Raw genomic sequence first — 24,648 nt, forward strand, 5'->3', positions numbered from 1 at the left:
GACAAAATCCAATAGCCCAAAACCAATGGAATAGATGATATTTTCCCTTTGTGCATCCAGAGGTGTGGAGTGATTTTGAAAGAAATTCTTGGCAAAGGAACAAGAACTGTTTTGAGAAGAGAGTATGGAGTCTATTTAATAGAGGTCAGTGTCTACCGAACAGATCTAGTGCTTATTTTTCAACCAACTAACGACCCCATAAAGAATAAGCAGGAACACCCCTATCTCGATAGCATGGTCGGCAAAGTTAAGAATTCCGCCAGAGCGAATGATAAAATCTGTCACCTGCCCAAACAAAAGTCTATCGATCCCATTTCCAATTGCTCCTCCAACTAGGAACCCAAAACTACAATCGATGAGAGCACCCTTCATTTCTCCGGTTCTGCGAAAATATAAAACACCTATCACGAACAACACAGCTACAACTCCGAAGAGCCGTGCATTGCCTTGAAATAACCCTCCTGCCATTCCGCTATTTTCAATATGTGTGAGTTGTATTCCCCACAATGTAAATGTTTCATTGATGTCAATGTAGGTGCGAATTAGATATTTAGAAAGCTGGTCCATCACAATAACGAGGACGGCAATGACATAAAATAGCATATAATAGTCCTTCTCTCTTGCAGAATTACGTGCATCCTAATGATCATTATAATTGGAAGCTTTTTTCTATTCTATTATGAATCTTGCCTTTTGCGCGTAAAACTTCCGATTGTCACCGCCACAGTAAAATCAAATCAGGATTGTTCGTGGACTACAGGAGGCAATGACTACGTATTTAAGTGTGTGTGATGAGTCAATTTAAGTAGGTCCATATGGTGATGGATATTGGGTACTTGCGGGGGGGCTTCGTGAGGAATATATTCATTGTCCTACAGTGATGATGGTTTATACCTTAGAAAAATCTAAGAGAGAATACAATGAGAAATTCTTTCGAAGTGTGGCCGGATGCTCTTGATCATTCCGAGAGCATACGAGCCATTGACTATTGAAGAAATATCTTACATGCATTCCGAAAGAAAGGTGAGCTTTCGATTACTCTTCTGCATGACATCCATGGTTTTCTTATTTTCCAAAGAAGCCCAAGAGGATATTTGTAGTCCCTTCTGTTGAAAAATAGACTGGTTCCTCCACCAGATTCAATTAAGAAAGGGAATAGATCTTGGAAATGTTCAATAATAACTTTTTTAAGTTCCTTACTTTTAATTGATATTCGAACATCAAAATTCGGTTTCCCGTCCAAACCGATTTTTCCTTTCATGCATATGTATGTATATGGTAGGAAAATTCCGGGAGGTGGATATAATGAATCGTAGAAGGAGCCCATTTTCCCTTTGTGTATTCCCCGGCTACAAATGGTGTGGTCCTGGATGCAGCGGTCCTGGGCGGCCCATTAATGATGTAGACGCTTGCTGCTATCAGCATGATCGCTGCCTTAGCCAGGGATACTCACCGTGTGAGTGTGATAAGAAATTTATGAATTGCCTCCGGTCCAAAATAAATCCCAACACTCAAAAAGGAAGACAGGCCCTATTAATGTATCAGTTTATGAAGCTTAAAACCCCATTTACTTGCCCTCCCTCAAAATTAAGGTGATAAGTAGAATGGATTTGCCATAAATATGGTATGAAGACCATCTGATCCTGAGCGTCAAGTAATAGAGGTATTTTCGAGTTTAATGACGAATATTGCAGGAATTAGATGAATCTTGTAGAAATTAATAAGGGTATGGAACAATTCCGAAACACAGAAAAAAATAGAATGTGAGTATCGGGGTTGAAGTACCAATTTTTGGGGGGATTTAGGTTGGAATGGTATTTGAAAGTAGTCAAAAATTACACGGGATTTTCAGGAAGAGCCCGCCGTAAAGAGTACTGGATGTTTACTCTGTTTAATCTTCTTTTTGCAGTCGTCATCGGGATTATTGAGGGGGTATTTGATCTTCCGCAATTTCTTTCCGCACTTTATACTTTAGCAGTGCTATTACCTTCTATTGGGGTAGGCATCCGCAGATTACATGATTCAGGAAAAAGCGGCTGGTGGTTACTGATTAGTTTGATACCGTTTGTGGGAAGTATTGTTTTATTGGTATTCTTTTGTCTGGACAGTGAACCAAATGATAATAAATATGGTCCTAATCCAAAACATACTGTTAAGTTCTAGATTAGGTATCTTTTTGTTAGAGAGGTGTTCCGATTATGGGAGCACCTTTTTTCATTTGAATGTCTCCAAAAGCCACTATCGACGGTCCTTTTTAATCGCCTGACCATTTTTATTAACAAATCAGGTTGATTTCTAATCATTCTCTAATTTTGGATAATATGAAATAACAAATAATAAGTTGACTTTTCAAAAATATTATTATATAAATATACTATAATTTAATAAGGCCTCGCTTTTTACAGCGGGGTAGAGGCGCGGTGTTTAACAGTCCTTAGTGGAGCCTGAGAAGCAATGAGGCTAGGGAGAAGGAAATATCGCCGAAGCTTGTAATATACTCAAATACTACTTGCTGGGTCTGCAGTGAATAACTGCAGGACTGTCTCAATAAACTTCCCGGTTTATTGAGGAGTGCTATCTCGATTGAGAAAAAGAGGGGAATTTAAGGACGGCTTATGATTATTTATAGCGACCTGAGTTCATCTCAGGTCGTTTTTATTTTTTCAAAAGCTAGATTACTTAAATCCTACATAGATAGCCAAAAAAAAACAGGGGGAGAGGAAAAAAATGAAAAGAACTTTATCCATTTTTATTGTTATGCTTGTTTCGGTTGTTATGTTAGCGGCTTGTGGATCCAATGATTCTTCTGAATCCAAGACAGCCTCAGCAAAAGATGATAACACGTTTAAAGTAGGGATGGAAGCAGGTTATGCTCCATTTAACTGGACACAAAACAATGATTCAAATGGCGGTGTTAAAATTCAAGGTGCTTCCGAATATGCCGGCGGTTATGATGTGGAAATCGCCAAGAAAATCGCTGATGGTTTGGGCAAAAAATTAGTGATTGTGAAAACCGAATGGGATGGACTCGTACCAGCGTTAACTTCAGGGAAAGTTGATGCGATCATCGCTGGTATGTCACCAACAGCCGAACGTAAAAAGACCATTGATTTTTCAGACAACTACTATAAATCAGATTTAGTCATGGTGGTTAAAAAAGGCGGCAAATATGAGAATGCCACTGCTATTCAAGATTTCAAAGGTGCCAAGGTTACCGCTCAATTAAATACATTCCACTATTCCGTGATTGATCAGATTAAAGGTGTCAACAAGCAGCCGGCCATGGACAACTTCCCAGCAATGAGGGTTGCCTTAGAGTCTGGTGTCATTGACGGATATGTTTCAGAGCGTCCGGAAGCAGTAAGTGCTTCTAGTGCTAACGAAAACTTTGCCATGGTCGAGTTTAAAGATGGCTTTAAGACTTCAGACGATGATACAGCCATAGCAGTTGGTGTGCAAAAAGACAGTGAGCTAACCAAGAAAATAAACGAAGTTTTATCGGGTATTTCTGAAGATGAGCGCACCAGCATCATGGACGAAGCCATTAAAAATCAGCCTGCAGCAAAATAACATGCCGAGTTAGACCGGCTGCATCAAATGCAGTCGGTTTTTATCATCTGTGGATTGACACAACCTCCCGAGCATGACTTGGACAATATTAGCTCGATGGGGACCGAACTGTTTTGTCTGAAAGTGTTAGGGGCGGAATAGTGATTACCGACCGAACAAGAGGAATTTGGTTTGGATGAGTTGGTAATCGAGCTCACTATCTCAGAATAGATAAATGGGAACGTGGGTAACGATAAGTGGCAAATTTAACACCTATATAAAAAATACTCCTATGGATTTCGAAATAACACAACTCTATATATAAAACAGTAACGTAACTAATTAAAAATGAGGAGGAGAACTTATGACGTTGGATTGGTTAATGATAATCATAAAAGAAAACTGGCCGATGTTCCTTCGCGGGGCAGGAATGACACTGTTAATCTCGTTAATCGGTACAGTGATTGGCTCCATCATTGGTATGCTGATAGGCGTGATCCGTACCATCCCGGTTCCGGAAGAAGGGGTCAAAAGGGGCCTGTTAAAACTGGTTAATGCTATTTTATCTATTTATATTGAATTTTTCCGTGGAACACCAATGATTGTCCAGGCCATGGTCATTTATTATGGTTCAGCACTGGCATTTGGCTTTGATATGGACCGTGTCGTTGCAGCAATTTTTATCGTATCCATCAATACAGGTGCTTATATGTCAGAAATTGTCCGAGGCGGGATTGTATCAATTGATAAGGGGCAATTCGAAGCTGCCCATGCAATTGGGATGAATCACTTCCAAACCATGATTAATGTCGTGCTGCCACAAGCGATTCGTAATATCTTACCGGCAACAGGTAATGAATTTGTCATTAATATTAAAGATACTTCTGTATTGAATGTTATCTCTGTTTCAGAGTTATTTTTCCAAACCAAATCGATTGCCGGAAATAACTTCCGCTATTTTGAATCGTTCTTTGTTGCCAGTGTCCTCTATTTAATCATGACCTTTACGGTTACAAGGATTCTACGTTATGTTGAGCGGAAATTGGATGGCCCAGATAACTACGATATGATTATGATGGGCAATCAAATGCAGGTGGAAACACCAGTTATCAAGGAAAAAAATAGGTAGAGGGAGGCCTGACATATGGATGCAGTAATTGATATTCAACATCTAAGTAAAGCTTTCGGTTCACATCAAGTGTTAAAGGATATTGATTTTTCCGTTAAGAAAGGCGAAGTGGTCTGTATTATTGGTTCTTCTGGATCGGGTAAATCCACGCTCCTTCGTTGTATTAATTTGTTAGAAAAACCAACGGGCGGACAAATTATTTATCATAATGAAAATATTCTCGATAAAAAACATGATATTACAGCTTATCGGACCAAGCTAGGCATGGTGTTCCAGCAATTCAACCTGTTTAATAACCACAATGTTTTAAACAATTGTGTAGTCGGCCAAATCAAGGTGTTAAAACGGTCCAGGGAAGACGCTGAAAAAGTGGCCATGAAGTACCTGAAAGTGGTTGGCATGGATAAGTATATTAATGCCAAACCTAAACAATTATCGGGCGGGCAAAAGCAGCGGGTTGCCATTGCCAGAGCGTTAGCAATGGAACCGGATGTGTTATTGTTTGACGAGCCGACATCCGCTCTTGACCCTGAGATGGTAGGGGAAGTCCTCAAAGTTATGAAAGAACTGGCAGAATCGGGTCTGACCATGCTGGTCGTTACTCACGAAATGGGCTTCGCTAAGGAAGTATCAGACCGCGTCGTTTTCATGGACAAAGGCGTCATCGCCGAGGAAGGAACCCCAGACCAAATCTTCAACCATCCAAAAGAAGAACGAACCAAAGAATTTCTACAAAGAACACGAAATTCCATATGATGAAACACGGGGACGGTTTCTTTCTGCTTCGAAGCAGAAGAACCGTCCCTGTGCTGCATATGGGCTTATTGGACACTCACCTATCACCTTAGAATAAAATACTATAGCTGTAGTCCTAGATAGTAAAAGAGGAGGTAGGCTAGTGTTTTATCATGTGAAGGAATTGCAATACCAAGCCAAGCCGGAAAGACCGGATCCGTTAATGGCGAAATATCTTCAGGAATTATTGGGCGGCCAAGCCGGGGAAATTACGGTCATGATGCAGTATTTATTTCAGGGATTTAATGTCCGTGGAAATGGAAAATACAAGGATTTATTAATGGATACTGGAACGGAAGAACTCGCCCATATTGAGATGTTGGCAACCATGATTGCCCGCTTATTGGATGGTGCTCCAGTTGGTGATCAAATGGCTGCAGCTGAAAATCCGATTATCGGAGCGATCCTCGGAGGCATGAATCCGCAACATGCCATTGTTTCGGGGCTGGGTGCTATGCCATCAGATAGTGTCGGCAATCGTTGGAGGGCAGAATATATAGCGGCCAGCGGCAACTTATTAGCAGATATGCGGTCAAATCTGCACGCTGAATCGCACAGCCGGCTGCAAGCTGTCAGAGTTTATGAGATGTCTACTGACCGCGGTGTGAAGGATATGCTGTCATGGTTAATTGCCAGGGATACCATGCACCAGAACCAATGGATTGCTGCCATCCAGGAGCTTGAGGCGCAAGAGAATATTGTCGTGCCGAGCACATTCCCACGAGATTTGGAAAAACGGGAGGTTTCTCATGTGCTGTTTAACTTCTCTGCAGGCAACGAGAGTGCGACGGGACGTTGGGCTAACGGACCAAGTATGGATGGAGAAGGAACGTTCCAATATGTAGAAAACCCTGTTCCCCTTGCTCCAAAGCCAAAATTAAAACCAGCACCGCCTTATATTCATGACACGCCGCCTTCTGTGATTAAAGGTCAGGCAGGTGGGATTCCTCCAAGTATGTATTAAACTGAATAAATAATGTTTTGTGGCAAGTAAAAAAACATTGAAAATGGATGTCTATTATGCTAGCATTATAGCGACAAAATACTACCTTTAAAGCGGTCCAGAGAGGCCGAAAAGGCGCTGATTGTATATATTTAATTCTATCAGTATATCCAAGCCCTTTTGCACTCTCTGTGTCAAAAGGGCTTTTATTTTTAAAAAAACTTACTTGTGCCTCTTTTAAAGCAAGTCCAGTGAGGCTTGAAAAGAGAATGGAAGAATTTTTTCCATTCCTCGAAAACATTAAGGCAAAAGATATTGGAGGATGGAACAAATGGATTATCGTAAAAAAACAGTTGTGGCTTCAGTAGCAGGTTTAACGCTAGAAGGAATGGACATCATGTTTATTTCTTTTGCTATGTCGATGATTATTTCTGAGTTTCATATTGATTTGGCGACAGGCGGACTTATTTCTTCCATCACCAATCTTGGAATGCTAGCCGGGGGCGTCTTATTCGGAATTTTGGCCGATAAGTTTGGCCGGGTACGGGTCTTTACCTATACTGTACTGTTGTTTGCGCTGGGAACTGCCCTAACGGGAATAGCCAACAATATTGACCAAGTGTATGTATTTAGATTCATTGCCGGACTTGGAGCTGGTGGAGAGTATGGCATTGGCATGACTTTAGTTGCCGAAGCTTGGCCAAAGAATAAACAAGGAAGAGCGTCATCATACGTTAGCGTCGGTGCCCAATATGGTGTGATTCTTGCAGCGCTTTTAAGTGCGATGATTTTACCGGCATTTGGCTGGAGAGCCTTGTTCTTTGTCGGAATCGTTCCCGTGATTTTCGCCTTCATTGTACGTAAGAACCTAAAGGAATCCCCTGAATGGGTAAGGTTGGGAAAGAATAAACAAGATGGTAGCAAAAAAGACAAAATGAAGCTGGCCCAGTTGTTTGAAACCCCGCAAACCGCCATGACCACAGTGGGACTGGCCATCATGGCCACTGTTCAGATTGCGGGGTACAACGGGTTAATGATTTGGCTGCCTTCCATGCTGCAGCAATCACAGGGGTTATCGGTCTCCAGTTCAGCAATTTGGACCATTAGTACGGCTGTTGGGATGATGATTGGGATGTTAACCTTTGGGCAATTCATGGACAGGCTTGGAGCCAAGCGTGCCTATGGAATCTTCCTGTTAGCCTCTGCATGTGCTGTCTTCCTGTACTCTTATGCAACAGGAAGTGCCGGAGTTTTAATTGGCGGTGCGGTTGTCGGTTTTTTTTCAAACGGAATGTTTGCGGGCTATGGCGCACTGATTAGCAGTTTTTATCCGGTTCAAATTAGAAGTACCGCCACGAACACCATCTTTAATTTCGGTAGAGCGCTTGGCGGTTTATCGCCAATCCTAGTGGGATATATCCTGCAGCATTATAACATGACCACGGCGATGATTTACTTAGCCGTTCTATACTGCTTATCCTTTGTGGTCATGCTTAGCCTTAAAAAAGGACAGCAAAACCGTACAATCAAAATCATGAATGCAGTTGAATCGAACTAAATGATAAAGGTTGATAGAAAACCGCCCACTAAGATGATTTTAGGGGACGGTTTTTTTATTTGTGGGCTATCACATAAAGCATATTTTGCTTCTAGAACATTTTACAGAACCTTTATATTGAATTTAAAACCAGGTAACATGATGTCAGATGAGACCCACAATCTACTGAACGAACAAGGTTACCTTACTGTGACAAAAATGAAAGTGAAACGTGATGCTGAAGGAAAAAAATGATGTACTAGGATTATGAGCGACAGGAACAGTAATCAACAGCCAAATTTACTGATGCCGAGTGTAAAAAAATCCAAATCAGGATCTTATGTAAAAAAACCGCCGGGAGGCCCAGCGGTCAACAGTTGAAACTTATTTATTTGTACTAAGTGAAGATAAGTCAATATAACCAATGTTCCCAGGGTTTTGTGACCCGACCATTAAGTAGGAATGGCCATTTAACTCATCGACGGCTTGAATTCCGGTCACTTCTCCGCCATCCGGTGCAGAAATAATACGGGAAAGTTTCTTGGTCTCGACATTATAGGCCCAGCCATAGTTATTCGTATGCATGTCACTGTCTTCTGCGATGAATAACGTCCTATATTTTTCAGAAAAAGCAAGATTGTCAGGGTTAGCGATCTTTTCAAGGTTGGCTTTGTTACCTTCTGCATCAGCCGCAGCCAGGTCTTCACCTGTTACCAAAGCGGCCATCTTGGTGACAACATAATCACTTTCGATTGTTTGTCCATCACGATCTTTTTGTCCATCTGCTAGACTCATTTCATACACGGCCCCGGCGCTCAGCTTCGGCAAGTGGATATCATCTGCAGGATCCATCGGATTTGCGGTCATGCCTTTTTCAACATAGGACATGGCCATATATATTTTATTGTCGGCTTTGTTGAATGTGAGAGTTTCCATCTTATTAAACTCAGAAGTGGCCCCAAGAATCGCTCCATAGCGGCGGGATTCGAGGAACGCAGCCGCTTTTTCCATACCAGGTTTCACTTTCAGCCATTCAGTTGTCTTGCCGCCATTGGAATTGGTCTTTATTTCTTTAAATCCATTTGCTTGGCCATAAGCAGCATCTGTAGTTGTTTCAAAAATATCGCTGAAAGTTACATTCTGAGCCATTTCTTTTACTTCTTTATCGGTGGCATGACCTAACTTAATCCACTCAATAGTAGCTGAACCGCCGTTTTGGTCACTTGTTTGGTTCCATTTTGCTGCATATAAGGTACCAGCTGATAGATCTTTTTCTTTGTCTGCCACATACATGAACGACATGGTATAGCCGCCGTCATCACCAAAATAAACGGTCCGGTTATCAGGTGCTACCGTTACGTTTTCAAAAGATAAACGTCCCATGCTGTAGTGCTTAACAGCTGATGCTTCACCATTAGGGTGAACCTTCACTTCGGTTGTATGCCCATAAAGGTAGGGATTGCCGACAACAGCATCATTTTGATAATAATTACGGGCAAACTGAGTAACAGCGGACTTTTCAGGATTTGCTTCATGGGCACGGGCATCCGGCTCATATTCCTCACTGCCTAAATGGGTATTCCAAGGAGATAAGACTCCGGCACAAGGTGTCCAAACACCGCCATCAGCTGAAAAATCAATAGGATTGAGATCAGTAATTTTCAGTTCACCTGTTTTTTTGTCTTGTTCCACTGTATTGAGGTACAGCGCTTTTGGCATATTCCCAATTTCATTATTAGGCATGCTTTCAAAGTGGTTAATCAAAAATAGTTTACCACTTTTTCCATTTACGCTAAGAAGCGTGTTGGCGTCAGGTGCTGTCGAAACGATTGGGCTTCCGTTTTTGTCTCTTATGATGTTGCCATTCACATCATAAGCGGCACCGACAACTTTTCCGTTAATAACTTCACCAGGCTGTGCTAAATCATGATATTGAAGAGGTACCGTTTTCTGAGTTCCGTCGTTAAGTGTGACAAGTGCTGATGCCTCACTATACATAGAAGATTTTTCGGCATCCGTACTAGGAGCATCCATACCTATAAATTCTACCGATTTTACGGAAACAGGTTTGTAAGGGTCAGCATATACATTTACGGCTGATGGAAATAGAATGGCTGCGCTTAGCAGTGGAACCATGAATTTGCTTGTTTTCATTATGTACTTCCTCCTAAAAGTTTAATAGATTTAACACCTCCTTAAGCATAAAATTCGATTGTTAATAGAGTATTCAAAAAGTGTTAAGAAAGTTTAAATATTTCTAGGAAAAAAGTATGGTTATTTGCAAATAAAAAACCCGTTAAAAATTAGGAGCTTTAACGGGTTTTTTTATATTGAATTATTTATTCGTATCCGCTGTTACTGTCGAGGAAGGCGGTCTTTCCCCAGTTTGCAAATCTGCAATCGTTAAACCAAAGTTCATTTCCAAGTGGGGATAGTCCTTAAATTTTGCCCAGTCGCCACCCCAATCAAATCCTAACTTTTTTGCTATTTGGACAACTTCTGTCCAATCCGATTTTGCATTTTGGTTTCTGTCATAATCCATGTCCCACACGACTTCTCCAGAAGGGGTCTCTAGAGCAAAGTCGATGGCAAGCCCGTAATTATGATAAGACTCGCCACCTTTAGCATGGGTTACAATACTTCCTTCTGTGGTTCGGCCTTGTTTATATAGCTTGTCCTGATCGTCCGCACTTCGGAATCCATCCGTTATAACAACTACGATTCCTTTTTTGGCCGCTTGCTGAATTAACTGTTCGCTTCGCTCTTTCACAATTGGATTAAGCCCTGTAGGCATCGTCACTGATTCCTTTGCCTGTGTCTCTGGAAGGGGTTCTTGGTCCTTCCAATGTATAATGAGTACTAAGATTATGAGTGTAATCGATAGAATGGAAAATGTCTTAATGGATCTTCTTACCTTCTTTTTTAGTTTCATATTTTTCAAATCCTTTATTTTAAAAAAATTCTCACCCTCTAAGACGAAAAACATAGGAGAATAGTTTCCTATTTTGGGAGTGCAATTGTTGGAAAAACACAATCCAACGAACCGTTCTCATTGTATCATTAGGCAAAAAGTTTTTCAGTTTAATACTCATCATTCATATTAGTTTAATAACATAAAAAAGTTGATAATAAATAGAACTTCGTTCAAAATGGTGTTTAAGTATTGTGACATAGTAAGGAGCGTATAAAATGAAAAAAATTTTTTTCTTTTTTATTTGTTTGTTGGTATTGGTTCCGTCCATTGCGAGTGCACACACAGGATTAGAGTCATCCAATCCTGCATCAGGACAAGTCATAACGGAGGACCTGAAGGAGATCTCCCTTACCTTTGAAGGGGAAATAGAATCATTAAGTACCTTGACCCTTTCAAAAGATGGGCAGCAGATTCCGTTGGAAAGTGTTCCAAATGGTAAACAATTAACGGCTGCCCTATCGGCACCGCTTGAAAATGGAGCATATGTTATTACATGGAATATTGCGGGTGAAGATGGTCATCCAGTAACAGGTGAAATTCCATTTACGGTACAAAAGCCAGAGAAGGCTGAGACACAAACGAATGAACCATCTGACTCCCAAAAACAGGAGCCTGAAAAAACAGAGACGAATAAACAAGATACCAAGCAAGAGCAAACAAATGCTGACACCAAGGAATCATCATCTTCTCTATCTTCCATTATTAGTATTATGGTGGTAGTGATTGTGATAATAGGGCTATTTATGTTATTTAAAAGGAAACGGTAAGAAATGAACTATTTCATCCCAATTGCCGAGTTGGCGAATTACTTGCTATTTTCAATCTTGGCAGGCCATATAGCCTTACAATTTGTGCCTGAAACACATAAGCCAAAAATAGAAGTTGCAAAACCAATTTTATTACTTTCAACACTGGGAATCATTCTGTTTAAGTTTGTTCCCATTGTTCCAACGATTGCCTATTTTAATCATGTGGTTGGTTTCACTTCTGCTTTTCAATCCGTCATCTTAAATTTTGAAGTAGGACGGGCATGGATTTTTATCGCGTTTATGTCCGTTTTTTTGTGGATGGCTATCGTGTTAAATAGCTCCAAGTATGCAAAGTCCTTGCTTCTCTTATTAATGATTTTAGGGGTTGGTTATGCCAGTCATGCAGCATCCATTTCCTTCTGGTCAGGATTTTTGTTTCATAGCTTTCATTTTTTATTGGTGACTTTGTGGGTGGGCATACTGATTCATGCGGCTTGGTTTTCAAAAGATTTATCAGGGTGGCCACAGTTTTTAAAATGGTTCACTCCACTGGCATTTTTATTGGTGGTCCTGAGTATCTTTACCGGAATCAACTTAATGTTATTTGTAATGGAACCAAAGGATTATGTAAAAGCATGGGTTCTTCCATACGGCCAAATGCTCCTCTTAAAACATATTAGCATCATCCCTGTTCTTCTTTTTGCCTTTATGAATGGGGTGCTTAGCAGAAAATCCTTTAATCATCCTGAATTTAATCCAAAACCATGGATTAGAGGAGAAACCATCATTCTAGCTATTGTGTTTTATTTTACAGGAGTGTTAGGTACATTATCTCCGCCGCATGACGTTGAATTTACGGTGAATTTTGAGGGTGCATCAAATTGGGTACAATGGCTGCTGGGCAAAAATATCAATACAACCGTGGGAATACACTTAACTCCTGCGCTTCAATCGGGCATGATGATCCTGATAGCCATTGTTTTTATGATGATGATTTTGGTTAGCTTTAAAAAAGTAAAACCAAGATTAAGCGTATTATTCGGAGTTTGTTTTATCGTTGTATTATATTTGGGTTTCATGTTTTCACTGACAATTTAAAGCAATAAGAGTGGTTTCCTAAACCAGTCCTTTTTGAAGAGACGATTCACGGGTTGAATCGTCTTTTGTCTTGATTTTTTTGCAGCTCAGGGTATTGGTAATTCTTGTGATATTCGAAATCTTGATAAAATGATAAACTGAGAAAGGCTGCATTCCTATAAAATACACCTAGTTATTATTTAATGACTTTAGAAAGGCTGATCGTATGTTTTTCGACTTGGATCCATCATTATTGATTATCTTGCTCGTTTTTGGTTTCTTAGCAGCATTTATTGATTCCGTTGTAGGCGGCGGCGGCTTGATTGCACTGCCAGCATTATTATTTACGGGTTTGCCCCCGGCAGCAGCAGTGGCAACGAATAAATTGGCCGGGACAGTTGGTTCTTTAACAAGTACAGTCATGTTTTATCGGTCTGGGAAGATCGACTTTAAATCTATCTATAAATTATTTCCACTGACCTTTATTGGTTCGATGATTGGTGCCTGGACAGTCCACTTGATGAATCCGGAATTACTAAAGCCGCTTATGCTTGTGATGCTGGCAGTGGTTGCTATTTATACGATTTTCAAGAAGGACTTGGGCACTATTGCAACTAAACGCGAATTATCATTCCGTCGTTATCTTATTTTTGTGGTCTTAATTTTTGCTATAGGTTTTTACGACGGATTTATTGGTCCTGGGACTGGTTCGTTTCTCATCTTTGCATTTTTAATGATTGGTTCAGACTTTTTAAAAGCAGCTGGAAATGCGAAGTTCTTAAACTTTGGAAGTAATATTGCAGCAATGTTGATGTTCATCGTTCTGGGTCAGGTCAATTATGCCTATGGGATCCCTATGGGTATCGCCCAATTAGCTGGTGCCATTTGCGGCTCACGATTTGCTATTAAACGCGGAAGCAGCTACGTTCGCGCCTTATTTATCCTTGTCACCTTTTTATTGCTGGCCAAAAATGCCTATGATTATTTACAGCATTAAAAATTCTCTTGATAATTTTCTATCAATCTAAAGCACTACTTCTTTTTGCCTATGTTATAATGCAGATATGGAAAAGTCTGTATTTGTTGTGATTGTGTTTTCTAAATATCAAGGCGGTGCTTTTTATGTCAAAAAACTTGACAATCTTTAGAAAAAAGGGAAATAAACAATCGTTTATCGAGGCCTATGATGAGACACTAAAGCTTTGGCCGGTGCCATACGAAGAGCTTATGATTCCAACCTGTTTTGGGGATACACATATAGTGGCAGCCGGACCTATGGATGCAGAACCACTGATTCTTCTTCATGGAATGACGTTTAGTGCTACAATGTGGTACCCGAATATTGAATCCCTTTGCATGAAGTATCGGGTTTTTGCATTAGATACAATTGGAGATGTGGGAAAAGGAAAAGTCACAAAAATAATGAAAACCCGTCAAGATACAGTTGATTGGCTTAACGATGTTCTTTACGGGCTAAAGATAACTTCTGCTCTGTTTGCTGGGCACTCAATGGGTGGTTGGCTGTCGATGAATTACGCCATTTTTGCACCAGAGAAGGTGAGAAAGCTTATTTTATTTGCTCCCGCTTCGGGAATCAGTAAAATAACTCCTAAGTTTTTTCTCAAAGTGTTTCCTGCCATTTTGTTTCCATCAGAATCAAGAATTCAGAAAGAAATTCATTGGTTTGTCAGTCCGAGCTTTCAACCGGATGAAAAGGCGGAGAAAGTTTTCCGCCAATTTACCGTTTCCGGTACGAACTGTGTGCCTTGCCAACAAGTGAAGCCCATTGTTTTCCCGGAACAAGAACTTCAAAATCTTTCGACTGAGACATTGCTTCTCGTTGGCGAAGATGAGGTCATTTATAATCCGGAAAAAATGCTAAAAAAAGCAGAACGACTGTTACCTAATGTAACAACAAAGATGATTCCGAAGGCTGGTCATGGCCTGACGATCGAACAATATGAAAAAGTGAACGAGGCTGTTATGTCGTTTTTACTTCAATGATAGAGGAAATTGAGGCTGCAAAAAATGAAATGGAGATTAGCATTTTCAATACCACAGGTTTCCCGTGATAAGCAACTTCTTTTAAAAAAACATATATTTACTGAGAACCTAAAACGATGCAAGCTTTTTGCTAGTATCGTTATTTTATTTGAAATCATCCTTATTATGATGAATTTGTCATCCGATCATGGCAAACTTCTCATCAATACATATTTAATCTTATATTTCCTTTTGTTAGGTATGAGCATCTTAATGCTTATCTATATCCACTGGTTTGAAAAAAAGTCGTCGTATACGGAGCGGCAATACAGGTGGTTTAACATTGGTATACTGAGTTTTGTCAATTTCTTTTTGGTATGGGGCGCTGCTGTAACATTGGTGGATCAAAAGAGTTATGGACATGTCATGGCTTTTGTTGTCAATTTTATGTGTGTTTCCATTCTTTTTCACGCTTCTAACCGGACAATCCTTATGATATATATTCCATCCATCCTGGTTTTACTTATTGGTTTACCTGTTTTTCAACATTCAGAAGCCATTTTACTGGGGCATTATGTCAATCTGTCCGTCTTTATATTTTTTTGCTGGCTCGCTTCTAGGATGTTGTATATTAGTAATAGCACCAATTTTTTAAATGAATGGCTCTTAACTGAGACGAATGAGAATCTTGCAGCTAAGAATGCAGAAATCGAAAGAATAAATAGGGAACTCGCAGACGTAAACATACAATTAAAGAAAATGGCTGTATTGGATGAGTTGACCAAAGTTCCAAACCGAAGAGGTTTCCAGCAATACATTCAAGAATGGCTGACCACTCATCAATCGCAACAAACTCTCACCATTATGATGCTGGATATTGATGCATTTAAATTGTTCAATGATCACTATGGTCATCTTGAAGGTGATAAAATTATTGAGTTGGTGGCACAAGCAATTCAAAACTGCATGGCATCATCAGCAGGCATTACTGCCCGCTATGGCGGTGAAGAGTTTGTCATAGCCGTATTCGACACGGCTAATGAGGATGTCTATCGACTAGCTGAAAAAATCAGAGCAACCATTTTGGAAATGGGGATTCCCCACGAATTTTCTCCGGTTGCAAACAGGGTCACTGCGAGTATTGGCTATGCCTCAGGTGAGGTAAGCAACGAGGATGAAATTCAGGAGTTAGTAGAAATGGCGGACCGTGCCCTCTATAAATCCAAGTCCAAGGGTAGAAATCGCGTGGAAGGAATTAGTGAGGGCTTGGCTTCACAGAACTGTTAGGATTTGAAAAGTTTTACGGCAAGATCGTTTAAGCTATCCCCAACAAAGATTCAACTTATTTTCATTTTTCTTAAAGGACGTGTGTCGCACCTTGGTTCAAACAGGAAATTCACTACTTAAGCAACCTTCCTTTGCAAAATATTGGATGGGACGGATTTTAACGTCAACTTCATTTCAAATGCTGTCCGTTGCAATCGGCTGGCAGATGTATGATATAACTCATGATGCATTTAGTCTTGGATTAGTTGGTCTCGCTCAGTTTATTCCGATGGTAATGCTGACATTGGTTGTCGGCCAGGCAGCCGACCATTTTGACCGCCGGAGAATTGTGTTTTTGTGCCAGCTAATAGAAGGTGCTGTGGCTGGACTATTGTTATATGGAAATTTTGCGGGCTGGATTGACCGCGAAAAAATCTTATTGGCTGCGGCAATTATCGGTGCATGTCGGGCATTCGAGGGCCCAACTTCCTCCGCTTTATTGCCGCAGCTTGTGTCAAAATCCATTCTGGCACAGGCCATATCATTAAGTACGATGGCAGGTCAGACCGCTCAAATCCTTGGGCCAACACTAGGTGGGGTTTTGTTTTCCTTTGGTCCTAACTTCGTTTACAGTACAGCAGCTGTTGCATTGTTTGCCTCGTCATTACTTACTTACCTCATACGGATTGAGCAGCCGCCTGTACGAAAAGCGGAGCCGATTAATTTACGGTCGATGCTTATGGGACTGGAATACGTTTATAAACATCCGGTAATCTTAGGTACCATTTCGCTTGACTTATTTGCTGTCTTATTGGGCGGGGCGACAGCCTTGTTACCAATCTTTGCACAGGATATTTTGCAGGTCGGTCCGTGGGGCTTGGGGTTAATGCGGACGGCACCAGCCGTAGGGGCCTTAATTGTCTCGATCTTTTTGGCTTATTTCCCACTTCAAAAAGCAGTTGGGCTTAAATTGTTTGGGGCTCTAGCCGTTTTTGGTGTGGCTACCATGCTTTTTGCCGTATCTACGAATTTGATTGTTTCGTTGTTTGCACTGCTGCTCATTGGGGGTTCGGATGTCATTAGTGTAGTCATTCGCTCATCGCTGGTACAGCTGCAGACACCTGATGAGATGAGGGGACGTGTGAATGCGGTCAATTCACTATTTATCGGGACCTCCAACCAGCTTGGTGAGTTTGAATCCGGAACATTAGCCGGTTTTCTCGGTCCGGTGCCTGCTGCGTTTATCGGAGGAATTGGGACCGTTATTATTGCTGGACTATGGATGTACCTATTTCCCTCAATTAGAAAAATTAAATCATTATCAGAAACCTAGTTTTCGATAAAATAAGACGATTCGGATGCCCGAATCGTCTTTTAATTTATGGTTATGCAGTTACCTTTGGTTTCTTTGCACCAGCATTCTTGTTGGTGAATTTACTGATGAATGGAATGACCCAGCGGTCTAAACCAATTCTTCCTGCATTGTAGCCTGCTGTTAAGATGATGAAGCCTAAGAAAATGTCTCTAGGGTTGTGAGAGACGGTTCCTGCTAAGAAGAACGCGAAGTTCATGAATAATCCGAAGAACATGGCAGCTGTTGTTAAGCAGCCTAGCAGTAATCCTAGACCAATTAATGTTTCGCCCCAAGGGACGATCGTGTTGAATACGTGGACGTTTGGCAACGCAACCCCTTTTAAGAAGCTGACATACCAGCCAAATACTACATCGCCTTCAGGCCCTTTTACAGGATTAGCGATGGCTCCTTTTAAGAAGCCAGAAGCATCGAAACCGCCAGTTAATTTGCCAAGTCCAGCTGTGAACCAAGAATAACCAAGATATAAACGTAAAATCGTAAGGATGATAGCAGCGTATTTGTTTTCTCTTAAAAATTTATTAAACATAAGTTTTGCACCCCTTAATTTCTTTTGTTTTTCTTTTTCTTTACACTATTAATATATAAGATTTAACTATAAAAAACATGGCAATAGTGATAAGTTCAAAGTTTGTTCGAAATGTTATGGCAAACTGTTGAACAAGAAGGAGTCTGGGTGCGCTTAATTGGGGGAAAGCGGCTTTAAAGGTGCCATTTCATTGGGCAATCTAGGGATATCTACAAATTTGATCGAGGTATCTACAAATTTTCCCGGATATCTACAAAATTCAAAAAGATATCAACAAATTGCCCAAGATTGTCTGCCAAGGCGTCGCAATAGCGCGTTAAAGCGCCGGGGGACAGGCCCCCTAGAAGGAAAATTCCCCCTTTATATGGAATAGATAGAGGCTGAAATTTATAAATTGATAGGAGCAAGCAAATGGTGCAGAATATGGATACAGTTAGTACGGAAGAGGAATTACGGTCCATTGTTGGATATTCTAGTGAATTAGTAAAAAACAAGGTAATTGACCATTTAGATCATCATTGCACAGATTTTATTTCCAAATCGCCATTTTTGGTTCTTTCTACATCTGATGAATTTGGAAATTGCGATGTTTCGCCAAGAGGGGATCACGTGGGTTTTGTCCAAGTATTGAATGAGAAACAATTAATCATTCCGGACCGGCCAGGGAACAAGAGAATCGATACAATGAGGAATATCTTGTCAAACCCGCGGGTCGGTCTGCTCTTTTTTATCCCAGGTTTAGGGGAGACTTTGCGAGTAAATGGAAAGGCTGTAATAGTGAAAGAAGAGAAATTGCTTGAAAATATGGCTGTTAAAGGGAAAAAGCCTCAGCTTGCGATTGGCGTGGAAGTGGAGGAGTGTTTTATTCATTGTGCAAAAGCTTTTAGACGGTCAGGGCTTTGGGAACCGCAGACCTGGGCAGATAAAGGGGAACTTCCTTCACCTTCCAAGATTCTATTCGATCACGCCAAACTGCCTGGGAGCAGTGTCGAATCGATTCAAAAAGGCCTAGAGGAGAGTTATTCAAAACGCCTTTATTAATGTCCCAGTCCCAATGTGGGTAAGAAGCATGAAAAATTGTTTTCCTGAATTGAAAGGTATACAATCAAATAGTTCCCACTAGCAGAAATTTTCGATTAACTATGCTAGTATAATGTTGAATAAACTATTGGAGGTAAAATATGGTACTCCCTAATTTTAATGAAAACTTACAAAAATATGCTCGCCTATTAGTAGCAAAAGGAATCAATGTTCAAGCAGGTGATTGGGTAAAAATGACCATTACGGTTGACCAAGCACCACTCGCCCGCTTAATTACGAAAGAAGCCTATGCATTGGGTGCTGAAAAAGTAATCGTGAAATGGTCTGACGACGAAATCACCAAACTAAATTACATAAACCAGTCTGTAGAAGTGCTGACAGACATTCCAGAATACGAAATCCAAGAATCAGAAGACCATGTCTTAAATCACCGCGTAAGCCGTTTATCAATTCTATCTAGTGACCCAGGCCTGCTGAATGAAGTTGATCCTGCCAAAATTGCGGCTTATCAAAATGTGGCCGGGAAAGCATTCAAGGCGCAGCGTGTTGCGACACAAAATGATGATTTGAAATGGACCGTCGCTGCTGCAGCAGGAGCCGGCTGGGCTGCAAAGGTATTCCCAGATTTGGCTACTACAGAAGAACAAGTCGATGCCCTATGGGATCAAATTTTCAAAACCTGCCGCGTTTACGAAGAAGATCCAGTTGCCGCATGGGATCAACACAAAGCAACATTAAATGAAAAAGCAGCAAAACTAAATGAAGTTCAATTTGATGCCCTGCATTACACAGCACCTGGAACGGATTTAACCTTGGGCTTGCCAAAGAATCATATTTGGATGAGCGCGGAAAGCAAGAATCCAAAAGGGGAAGAGTTTGTCGCCAACATGCCGACAGAGGAAGTTTATACTGCTCCTGATACCCGCCGCATGGATGGCGTGGTCCGCAGCACCAAACCGCTCAGCTATGCAGGTACATTAATTGAAGGCATTGAAGTGCATTTTGAAGATGGAAAGATAGTTGACATCTCTGCTGAAAAAGGAGACGAAACCATCAAAAAACTTGTTTTTGACAACGAAGGAGGAACTGGTTTAGGGGAAGTAGCACTAGTCCCAGATCCATCGCCAATTTCACAATCTGGCGTCATCTTCCTAAATACGCTGTTTGATGAAAATGCCTCCAACCACTTAGCAATTGGTGCAGCTTACCCTACTACCATTCAAGGTGGCACCAAAATGAGCGAAGAAGAATTACTTAAAAATGGCATGAATACATCTACAGTCCACGTCGACTTCATGATTGGTTCAGCCCAAATGAATATTGACGGTATCAAACAAGACGGCACCATAATTCCAGTCTTTCGCAATGGGGATTGGGCAATATAAATGAGACAAGGGGACGGTTCTTCTGCTTCAAAAGCTGAAGAACCGCCCCCTTTTGCTACTATAACTAATCGTTATCTTCCCACTTTGTAAATAAACTGCTGCTATTACTGTTATTGCAGCTGGTACAAAGTTGATGCTCAGCAGTGAAAAAGTCACTTCCAGAAAAAGCATGATATCCTTTTCCGCGGCAAACTGGGCATTTATTTTTTGCTTTGGCAGTTGAATTACGATTGAAAAACCCCATGAAAATCACCTCGTTACTAACTAATATGGAGCGTAAAGGTGCAATTATTCAGAGTACCAAAACAAAAAGACGATTCGAAACTTCGAACCGTCTTCGAAATGCTGTCTTTAAGCAGTTGCTTTAGATTTCTCTTGTGCTGCATTTTTGCCTGCAAATTTTCTGATGAATGGTACCACCCAACGGTCTAAACCAATTCTTCCTGCATTGTAGCCTGCAGTTAAGATAATGAAGCCTAAGAAAATGTCTCTAGGGTTGTGAGATACCGTTCCTGCTAAGAAGAACGCGAAGTTCATGAATAATCCGAAGAACATGGCAGCTGTTGTTAAGCAGCCTAGCAGCAATCCTAAACCAATTAATGTTTCGCCCCAAGGAACAATCGTGTTAAACACATGGACATTTGGCAACGCAATCCCTTTTAAGAAGCTGACATACCAGCCAAATACTACATCGCCTTCAGGCCCTTTTACTGGGTTGGCAATTGCCCCTTTCAAGAAGCCGGAAGCATCGAATCCTCCTGTTAATTTACCAAGTCCAGCTGTGAACCAAGAATAACCAAGATATAAACGTAAAGCCGTAAGAATGATAGCAGCGTATTTGTTTTCTCTTAAAAATTTGTTAAACATAAGCCTTGCACCCCTTAACTTTTCTTTTGTTTTTCTTTACACCATTAATATATAAAATTTGACGGTAAAAAACATGGCAATAGTGATATGTTCAAAGTTTGTTCGAAATGTTATGTCAAACTTTTGAACATCGGGGTAGAAACGGAAATTATGGAGGACATCTCCTAAAAAGCGCCACAACATAAACATTGTGACGCCCGAAATCAGACTGATTTTGATATTTTATTTTTTCGTTTATTAATAAAATAGATGCTGACTAAGACGATTAAAGTCAAAAGCAATACAAGATAGGGCAGCAAGGTTTGAACAGGGGATGGTCTGTCAACATTTCCGTCTTGAGACATTAAGCTCTTGCCAATGGCGTTATGGGCGGAGACTCGATAGACATATCGGCTGCCGTTTTCCAGTGGAGCTGTTTTATCGATAAAGTATGGTTCGTTAACATTCGTAGCGATTGGTTTATAATCGCTGCTAACTCCAAATATATTTACCTTTTTGCGGTAAATGGTATAGAAATCTGTGCCAAAGGAGGGATTCCATGTGATGGTAACAGAATCCTCGTTATTCCTGTCAGCTAATATCCAGTCGGGCACCTCTGGAGTGGTCGTCATTTTGGTATAAAAAGAATAGGTTCCTATTGGTGATTCCGTTTTACCAGTAATGGCGGAAACCTTCCAATAATAGCGGGAATCCGGTTCAAGGCTTTCAATATTCGTTGCCTCGGAAGGAACGGTATGATCTATGATGATATTTTTAAAATCAGGGTCTCTAGCAACCAAGAGATGATAACCGCCTGCATCGGATGCTGAATTCCATTTCAGTTCGACATGGGAGGGATTTACACCGGTCGCACCACTTTTTGGCTCCACCGTAATCGAAGAAGCCGGAATCACATGGAGCATCCGGGAGCCATGGGCGGGGAGACTCGCCGTAAAGTTTGTATATTTGGTCCCTAAATCTTGATGGCTCCACATGTCACGAACCTTAGCCGTGCCATCAATCCCTATATCTGACCAGTTCACACTCACCTCTTTTACTGTTTTGTCGGTATTGAATAGACCGATGTTATATGAACCATCTGGTAACGTTTGATAAAATACCTGGATGCCGAATTTATTGGATAAACGTTTCCCGGCCTTGCCGCTTTGGTTCGCAGCCAGTATTTCGTCATTGGTCAACAGGGCGATTCCGAAGTCGTCCAGTTTTGTCAGGTCGTTTCCAATCACAAAATGGGAAGCAGCTATGGCCCAAAGGGATACATAGGAACGTTTTTCTTCGTTTGTCAGCCCATCTTTACTTCCATTTGCGACATTTAGTGAGTCAAAGTCATTCCATCCGCCAGGACCTGCATGGGGCTGCCACTGGGCGGCATCAGAAAATCTTCTATAAACATGTTCCCAATCGGTAAGAGTAGGTTTTCCATAGCTTTCGACATCATGGTCCGTCCGCCAGCCATTCGATAATTGCTGCCAGGTAGACGAGTGTTTGATATCTAAGTTGTTAGATAGCTCTACATGGATTGACCTCCCTGTTTTCTTCAGGGCGTTTGCCCATGCCTCCACATCTGCAATATCTTGGTTGCGGACGCCGTCAATTTTTAAATAATCGACTCCGTAAGAAGCAAACAGGTTTGCCCATGAATCGATATACTCCTGCGCCCCGGGCTTTGAATAATCGATGGAATACATATTTTCAAAATTAAAATTAACTTTTTGACCTTTTCTGAAGTCGACGATATCTTTTGCATGGTAGGGTGTTCCTTGTATGGGAGTGTTATGGTCCACCGCTCCTTTAGGAATTCCAAGCGTGACGTAAAGTCCAAACCTTAAGCCCTTGCTATGGATATAATCTCCAACTGCTTTCATGCCGTTGGGAAATTTCTTGGGGTCTACCGCCCATCTGCCATATTGATCAACGGTAGTGGTCCAATCTAACATATAATAATCGTCTAGATTAACGTATTGATATCCGTGCTGTTTAAACTTCGCTGCCATGATATCTGCCGCGTCTTTGATTTTTTGTTCTGTCGGGTGCTTACGGATCGAACTCCAGCTGCTCCAGCCCATAAAAGGGCGCTCTGCCAAATCATTATAGGCGGAAGCCTCTGCTTCTTTTGGTTCTAGTATCGAATCTGGTAGATTACCACAAAGTAAAAAGGAGATTGATAACAAAGATGTAATGACTTTTTTTAGCATAGATTTTCCCCCAAAATTGATATAATCCGCTTACAACTCCAGACGGAATCACATCGTCATGAATAGGATGTGCTGTTGTTTAATAATTCTATATTAATATAGAAATCTGTTAATTTTAATGAACAATATGTTCCAGCAGAAATTCTTAATAAGAAAAAAGAGGACTGCTCCCTAAAAGCGGGTAACGAGTCCTCATTTTGATAAATATTTACTTTGTGTTGGGGATTAAACCATACTCTTTTCCCAGCCGCCTCGGATTTCAACGCCTGTTGCCTTTGCTGCTGTTTCTAATTCTTTTATTTCTGCTTCTGTTAGTTCAATATTGGAGGCAGCGACAGCTCCTTCAATGTGTTTTGGTTTGGTTACACCGATAATTGGCACTGTTCCTTTTGCAATCGACCAGGCAATCGCAATCTCAGCTGGATCTGCATCATGTTTGCTGCCGATTGTATTCATGACTTCAATTAATTGATCAAGTTTGGCTAAAACATCGGCATTGAATGCCTCTCCTCGTCTCGTACCAGCTTTAAACGGATTTTTGGAACTATAGGCCCCTGTTAAAGCGCCCTGTTCGAGTACCATATAGGAAAAGAAAACAATACCATGTTGATTACAATAATCAATTATGCCAGCTTCCTCCGATGAACGGTACAGCAGACTGTAATGGTTTTGTACAGCCGAAAGCTGCAGGCCTTCTTTTTCAAGAATGGATGATGCTAATTTTATTTCTTCCAAATTATGATTCGATACTCCAGCGTGCTTGATCTTGCCACTTTTCATCAGCGGGATGAGTTTCGCCGTCCATCTTTCCACATCGTTTGGATTGTGAATCCAATAAATGTCTGCATGGTCAACTCCTAGACGGGTTAAACTCTGGCTAAGCATGTCTTCCACTGCATGGTCTGGCAGCTCACCGCGCGGAGTAAACTTCGTAGAAATCAGGACCTCATGACTTTCTTTAATAAATTTACCTAAGATGGTTTCTGACGCTCCCATTCCATAAACAGCGGCCGTATCCCATAAATTAAATCCTGCGGCCATGGCTGCATCATAAACAGGTTTTAAATCTTCCTCCGTTAACTGGTTTCCAAAAACGGTATCGCCGCCATTTGCACCGGTTCCCCACGACCAGGTTCCAAGTGCAATGGAGGGAATTTTATCATTCTTTAACTTCACATATTTCACCTTTACTCCCACCTTCGTTAGTTTATTTCTTTATCATTATTACCATTAAAAGGATTAAGTACAAGAATGGAG

The 24,648-nt window shown here is 41.0% G+C and carries 23 protein-coding genes and 1 riboswitch; of the genes, 15 read left to right on the forward strand and 8 right to left on the reverse strand.

Features of this window, described 5'->3' with window-relative positions; translation table 11 throughout:
- Window positions 1-165: 165 nt before the first annotated feature.
- On the reverse strand, window positions 166-603 hold the full coding sequence (lspA, locus tag BN2425_RS12985) for a signal peptidase II (protein WP_042460064.1): 438 nt from the start codon (window positions 601-603) through the stop codon (window positions 166-168).
- Between the two features lie 702 nt (window positions 604-1,305).
- Here lspA and BN2425_RS23545 point away from each other — a divergent pair.
- From BN2425_RS23545 to BN2425_RS13025, 7 genes are all read left to right on the forward strand, one after another.
- Window positions 1,306-1,596 carry a phospholipase gene (locus tag BN2425_RS23545; protein ID WP_074433063.1) on the forward strand — a complete coding sequence of 97 codons (291 nt, stop codon included), beginning with the start codon at window positions 1,306-1,308 and terminating at the stop codon, window positions 1,594-1,596.
- Between the two features lie 210 nt (window positions 1,597-1,806).
- Window positions 1,807-2,163 carry a DUF805 domain-containing protein gene (locus BN2425_RS13000; protein ID WP_042460069.1) on the forward strand — a complete coding sequence of 119 codons (357 nt, stop codon included), beginning with the start codon at window positions 1,807-1,809 and terminating at the stop codon, window positions 2,161-2,163.
- A gap of 239 nt (window positions 2,164-2,402) precedes the next feature.
- Window positions 2,403-2,585, forward strand: a riboswitch (Lysine riboswitch).
- A gap of 142 nt (window positions 2,586-2,727) precedes the next feature.
- Window positions 2,728-3,570 carry a transporter substrate-binding domain-containing protein gene (locus BN2425_RS13005; RefSeq protein ID WP_042460072.1) on the forward strand — a complete coding sequence of 281 codons (843 nt, stop codon included), beginning with the start codon at window positions 2,728-2,730 and terminating at the stop codon, window positions 3,568-3,570.
- Between the two features lie 343 nt (window positions 3,571-3,913).
- Window positions 3,914-4,678, forward strand: coding sequence for an amino acid ABC transporter permease (locus BN2425_RS13010; RefSeq protein ID WP_042460075.1), 765 nt, complete (start codon window positions 3,914-3,916; stop codon window positions 4,676-4,678).
- Window positions 4,679-4,693: 15 nt separating this feature from the next.
- Window positions 4,694-5,434 carry an amino acid ABC transporter ATP-binding protein gene (locus BN2425_RS13015; protein ID WP_042460078.1) on the forward strand — a complete coding sequence of 247 codons (741 nt, stop codon included), beginning with the start codon at window positions 4,694-4,696 and terminating at the stop codon, window positions 5,432-5,434.
- A gap of 142 nt (window positions 5,435-5,576) precedes the next feature.
- On the forward strand, window positions 5,577-6,437 hold the full coding sequence (locus BN2425_RS13020; protein WP_042460081.1) for a manganese catalase family protein: 861 nt from the start codon (window positions 5,577-5,579) through the stop codon (window positions 6,435-6,437).
- A 310-nt stretch (window positions 6,438-6,747) separates the two neighbouring features.
- On the forward strand, window positions 6,748-7,974 hold the full coding sequence (locus BN2425_RS13025; protein ID WP_042460084.1) for an MFS transporter: 1,227 nt from the start codon (window positions 6,748-6,750) through the stop codon (window positions 7,972-7,974).
- A 363-nt stretch (window positions 7,975-8,337) separates the two neighbouring features.
- On the opposite strand, the gene BN2425_RS13035 is transcribed toward BN2425_RS13025, so the two are convergent.
- Together BN2425_RS13035 and BN2425_RS13040 are read right to left on the reverse strand one after the other, a co-directional pair.
- Window positions 8,338-10,107, reverse strand: a complete 1,770-nt coding sequence (locus BN2425_RS13035; protein ID WP_042460090.1) for a PhoX family protein — start codon at window positions 10,105-10,107, stop codon at window positions 8,338-8,340.
- Between the two features lie 181 nt (window positions 10,108-10,288).
- Window positions 10,289-10,885 carry a M15 family metallopeptidase gene (locus BN2425_RS13040; RefSeq protein ID WP_042460490.1) on the reverse strand — a complete coding sequence of 199 codons (597 nt, stop codon included), beginning with the start codon at window positions 10,883-10,885 and terminating at the stop codon, window positions 10,289-10,291.
- A gap of 257 nt (window positions 10,886-11,142) precedes the next feature.
- Between BN2425_RS13040 and BN2425_RS13045 the strand changes: the two genes are divergently transcribed.
- From BN2425_RS13045 to BN2425_RS13070, 6 genes are all read left to right on the forward strand, one after another.
- Window positions 11,143-11,694, forward strand: a complete 552-nt coding sequence (locus tag BN2425_RS13045; protein WP_042460093.1) for a copper resistance CopC family protein — start codon at window positions 11,143-11,145, stop codon at window positions 11,692-11,694.
- Window positions 11,695-11,697: 3 nt separating this feature from the next.
- Window positions 11,698-12,774 (forward strand): copper resistance D family protein, encoded by a 1,077-nt coding sequence (locus BN2425_RS13050; RefSeq protein WP_042460097.1) that lies wholly within the window; start codon window positions 11,698-11,700, stop codon window positions 12,772-12,774.
- Window positions 12,775-12,979: 205 nt separating this feature from the next.
- Window positions 12,980-13,750 (forward strand): TSUP family transporter, encoded by a 771-nt coding sequence (locus BN2425_RS13055; protein ID WP_042460100.1) that lies wholly within the window; start codon window positions 12,980-12,982, stop codon window positions 13,748-13,750.
- Window positions 13,751-13,875: 125 nt separating this feature from the next.
- Window positions 13,876-14,757 carry an alpha/beta fold hydrolase gene (locus BN2425_RS13060; protein ID WP_042460103.1) on the forward strand — a complete coding sequence of 294 codons (882 nt, stop codon included), beginning with the start codon at window positions 13,876-13,878 and terminating at the stop codon, window positions 14,755-14,757.
- Window positions 14,758-14,781: 24 nt separating this feature from the next.
- On the forward strand, window positions 14,782-16,023 hold the full coding sequence (locus BN2425_RS13065; RefSeq protein WP_052352863.1) for a GGDEF domain-containing protein: 1,242 nt from the start codon (window positions 14,782-14,784) through the stop codon (window positions 16,021-16,023).
- A 91-nt stretch (window positions 16,024-16,114) separates the two neighbouring features.
- Entirely contained in the window at window positions 16,115-17,335 is a 1,221-nt protein-coding gene (locus tag BN2425_RS13070) for an MFS transporter (protein WP_042460106.1), read from the forward strand.
- Window positions 17,336-17,387: 52 nt separating this feature from the next.
- Here the strand turns inward: BN2425_RS13070 and BN2425_RS13075 are convergent, their stop codons facing one another.
- A complete protein-coding gene (locus BN2425_RS13075; protein WP_042460109.1) occupies window positions 17,388-17,903 on the reverse strand; it encodes a DoxX family membrane protein in 516 nt (171 codons plus the stop codon).
- A 411-nt stretch (window positions 17,904-18,314) separates the two neighbouring features.
- Between BN2425_RS13075 and BN2425_RS13085 the strand changes: the two genes are divergently transcribed.
- Window positions 18,315-18,944, forward strand: coding sequence for a pyridoxamine 5'-phosphate oxidase family protein (locus BN2425_RS13085; protein ID WP_042460115.1), 630 nt, complete (start codon window positions 18,315-18,317; stop codon window positions 18,942-18,944).
- A 140-nt stretch (window positions 18,945-19,084) separates the two neighbouring features.
- Complete coding sequence (locus BN2425_RS13090; protein WP_042460118.1) at window positions 19,085-20,329, forward strand: aminopeptidase; 1,245 nt, start codon at window positions 19,085-19,087, stop codon at window positions 20,327-20,329.
- Window positions 20,330-20,393: 64 nt separating this feature from the next.
- Here BN2425_RS13090 and BN2425_RS13095 read toward each other — a convergent pair whose 3' ends face one another.
- The 4 genes from BN2425_RS13095 to BN2425_RS13110 all read right to left on the reverse strand — a co-directional run bounded on the left by BN2425_RS13095 (window position 20,394) and on the right by BN2425_RS13110 (window position 24,576).
- On the reverse strand, window positions 20,394-20,573 hold the full coding sequence (locus BN2425_RS13095) for a hypothetical protein (protein WP_042460121.1): 180 nt from the start codon (window positions 20,571-20,573) through the stop codon (window positions 20,394-20,396).
- A gap of 107 nt (window positions 20,574-20,680) precedes the next feature.
- The gene (locus tag BN2425_RS13100; protein ID WP_042460124.1) at window positions 20,681-21,196 is read right to left on the reverse strand and encodes a DoxX family membrane protein; all 516 of its coding nucleotides are present in this window, start codon (window positions 21,194-21,196) and stop codon (window positions 20,681-20,683) included.
- Window positions 21,197-21,399: 203 nt separating this feature from the next.
- Complete coding sequence (locus BN2425_RS13105; RefSeq protein ID WP_052352864.1) at window positions 21,400-23,391, reverse strand: alpha-galactosidase; 1,992 nt, start codon at window positions 23,389-23,391, stop codon at window positions 21,400-21,402.
- A 225-nt stretch (window positions 23,392-23,616) separates the two neighbouring features.
- Window positions 23,617-24,576, reverse strand: a complete 960-nt coding sequence (locus BN2425_RS13110) for an aldo/keto reductase (RefSeq protein WP_042460130.1) — start codon at window positions 24,574-24,576, stop codon at window positions 23,617-23,619.
- Between the last annotated feature and the right edge of the window lie 72 nt (window positions 24,577-24,648).

The sequence above is a fragment of the Neobacillus dielmonensis genome (assembly GCF_000612665.1).
Lineage (GTDB): Bacteria > Bacillota > Bacilli > Bacillales > Cytobacillaceae > Neobacillus > Neobacillus dielmonensis.

Excerpts from the sequence above, each read along its gene's own strand:
- BN2425_RS13025 (WP_042460084.1), top strand. The coding sequence starts at position 6,748 with ATGGATTATCGTAAAAAAACAGTTGTGGCTTCAGTAGCAGGTTTAACG.
- BN2425_RS13100 (WP_042460124.1), bottom strand. The coding sequence starts at position 21,196 with ATGTTTAACAAATTTTTAAGAGAAAACAAATACGCTGCTATCATTCTT.
- BN2425_RS13075 (WP_042460109.1), bottom strand. The coding sequence starts at position 17,903 with ATGTTTAATAAATTTTTAAGAGAAAACAAATACGCTGCTATCATCCTT.
- lspA (WP_042460064.1), bottom strand. The coding sequence starts at position 603 with ATGCTATTTTATGTCATTGCCGTCCTCGTTATTGTGATGGACCAGCTT.
- BN2425_RS23545 (WP_074433063.1), top strand. The coding sequence starts at position 1,306 with ATGAATCGTAGAAGGAGCCCATTTTCCCTTTGTGTATTCCCCGGCTAC.
- BN2425_RS13035 (WP_042460090.1), bottom strand. The coding sequence starts at position 10,107 with ATGAAAACAAGCAAATTCATGGTTCCACTGCTAAGCGCAGCCATTCTA.
- BN2425_RS13005 (WP_042460072.1), top strand. The coding sequence starts at position 2,728 with ATGAAAAGAACTTTATCCATTTTTATTGTTATGCTTGTTTCGGTTGTT.
- BN2425_RS13105 (WP_052352864.1), bottom strand. The coding sequence starts at position 23,391 with ATGCTAAAAAAAGTCATTACATCTTTGTTATCAATCTCCTTTTTACTT.
- BN2425_RS13085 (WP_042460115.1), top strand. The coding sequence starts at position 18,315 with ATGGTGCAGAATATGGATACAGTTAGTACGGAAGAGGAATTACGGTCC.
- BN2425_RS13050 (WP_042460097.1), top strand. The coding sequence starts at position 11,698 with ATGAACTATTTCATCCCAATTGCCGAGTTGGCGAATTACTTGCTATTT.
- BN2425_RS13055 (WP_042460100.1), top strand. The coding sequence starts at position 12,980 with ATGTTTTTCGACTTGGATCCATCATTATTGATTATCTTGCTCGTTTTT.
- BN2425_RS13015 (WP_042460078.1), top strand. The coding sequence starts at position 4,694 with ATGGATGCAGTAATTGATATTCAACATCTAAGTAAAGCTTTCGGTTCA.
- BN2425_RS13065 (WP_052352863.1), top strand. The coding sequence starts at position 14,782 with ATGAAATGGAGATTAGCATTTTCAATACCACAGGTTTCCCGTGATAAG.
- BN2425_RS13010 (WP_042460075.1), top strand. The coding sequence starts at position 3,914 with ATGACGTTGGATTGGTTAATGATAATCATAAAAGAAAACTGGCCGATG.
- BN2425_RS13045 (WP_042460093.1), top strand. The coding sequence starts at position 11,143 with ATGAAAAAAATTTTTTTCTTTTTTATTTGTTTGTTGGTATTGGTTCCG.
- BN2425_RS13095 (WP_042460121.1), bottom strand. The coding sequence starts at position 20,573 with ATGGGGTTTTTCAATCGTAATTCAACTGCCAAAGCAAAAAATAAATGC.
- BN2425_RS13060 (WP_042460103.1), top strand. The coding sequence starts at position 13,876 with ATGTCAAAAAACTTGACAATCTTTAGAAAAAAGGGAAATAAACAATCG.
- BN2425_RS13090 (WP_042460118.1), top strand. The coding sequence starts at position 19,085 with ATGGTACTCCCTAATTTTAATGAAAACTTACAAAAATATGCTCGCCTA.
- BN2425_RS13040 (WP_042460490.1), bottom strand. The coding sequence starts at position 10,885 with ATGAAACTAAAAAAGAAGGTAAGAAGATCCATTAAGACATTTTCCATT.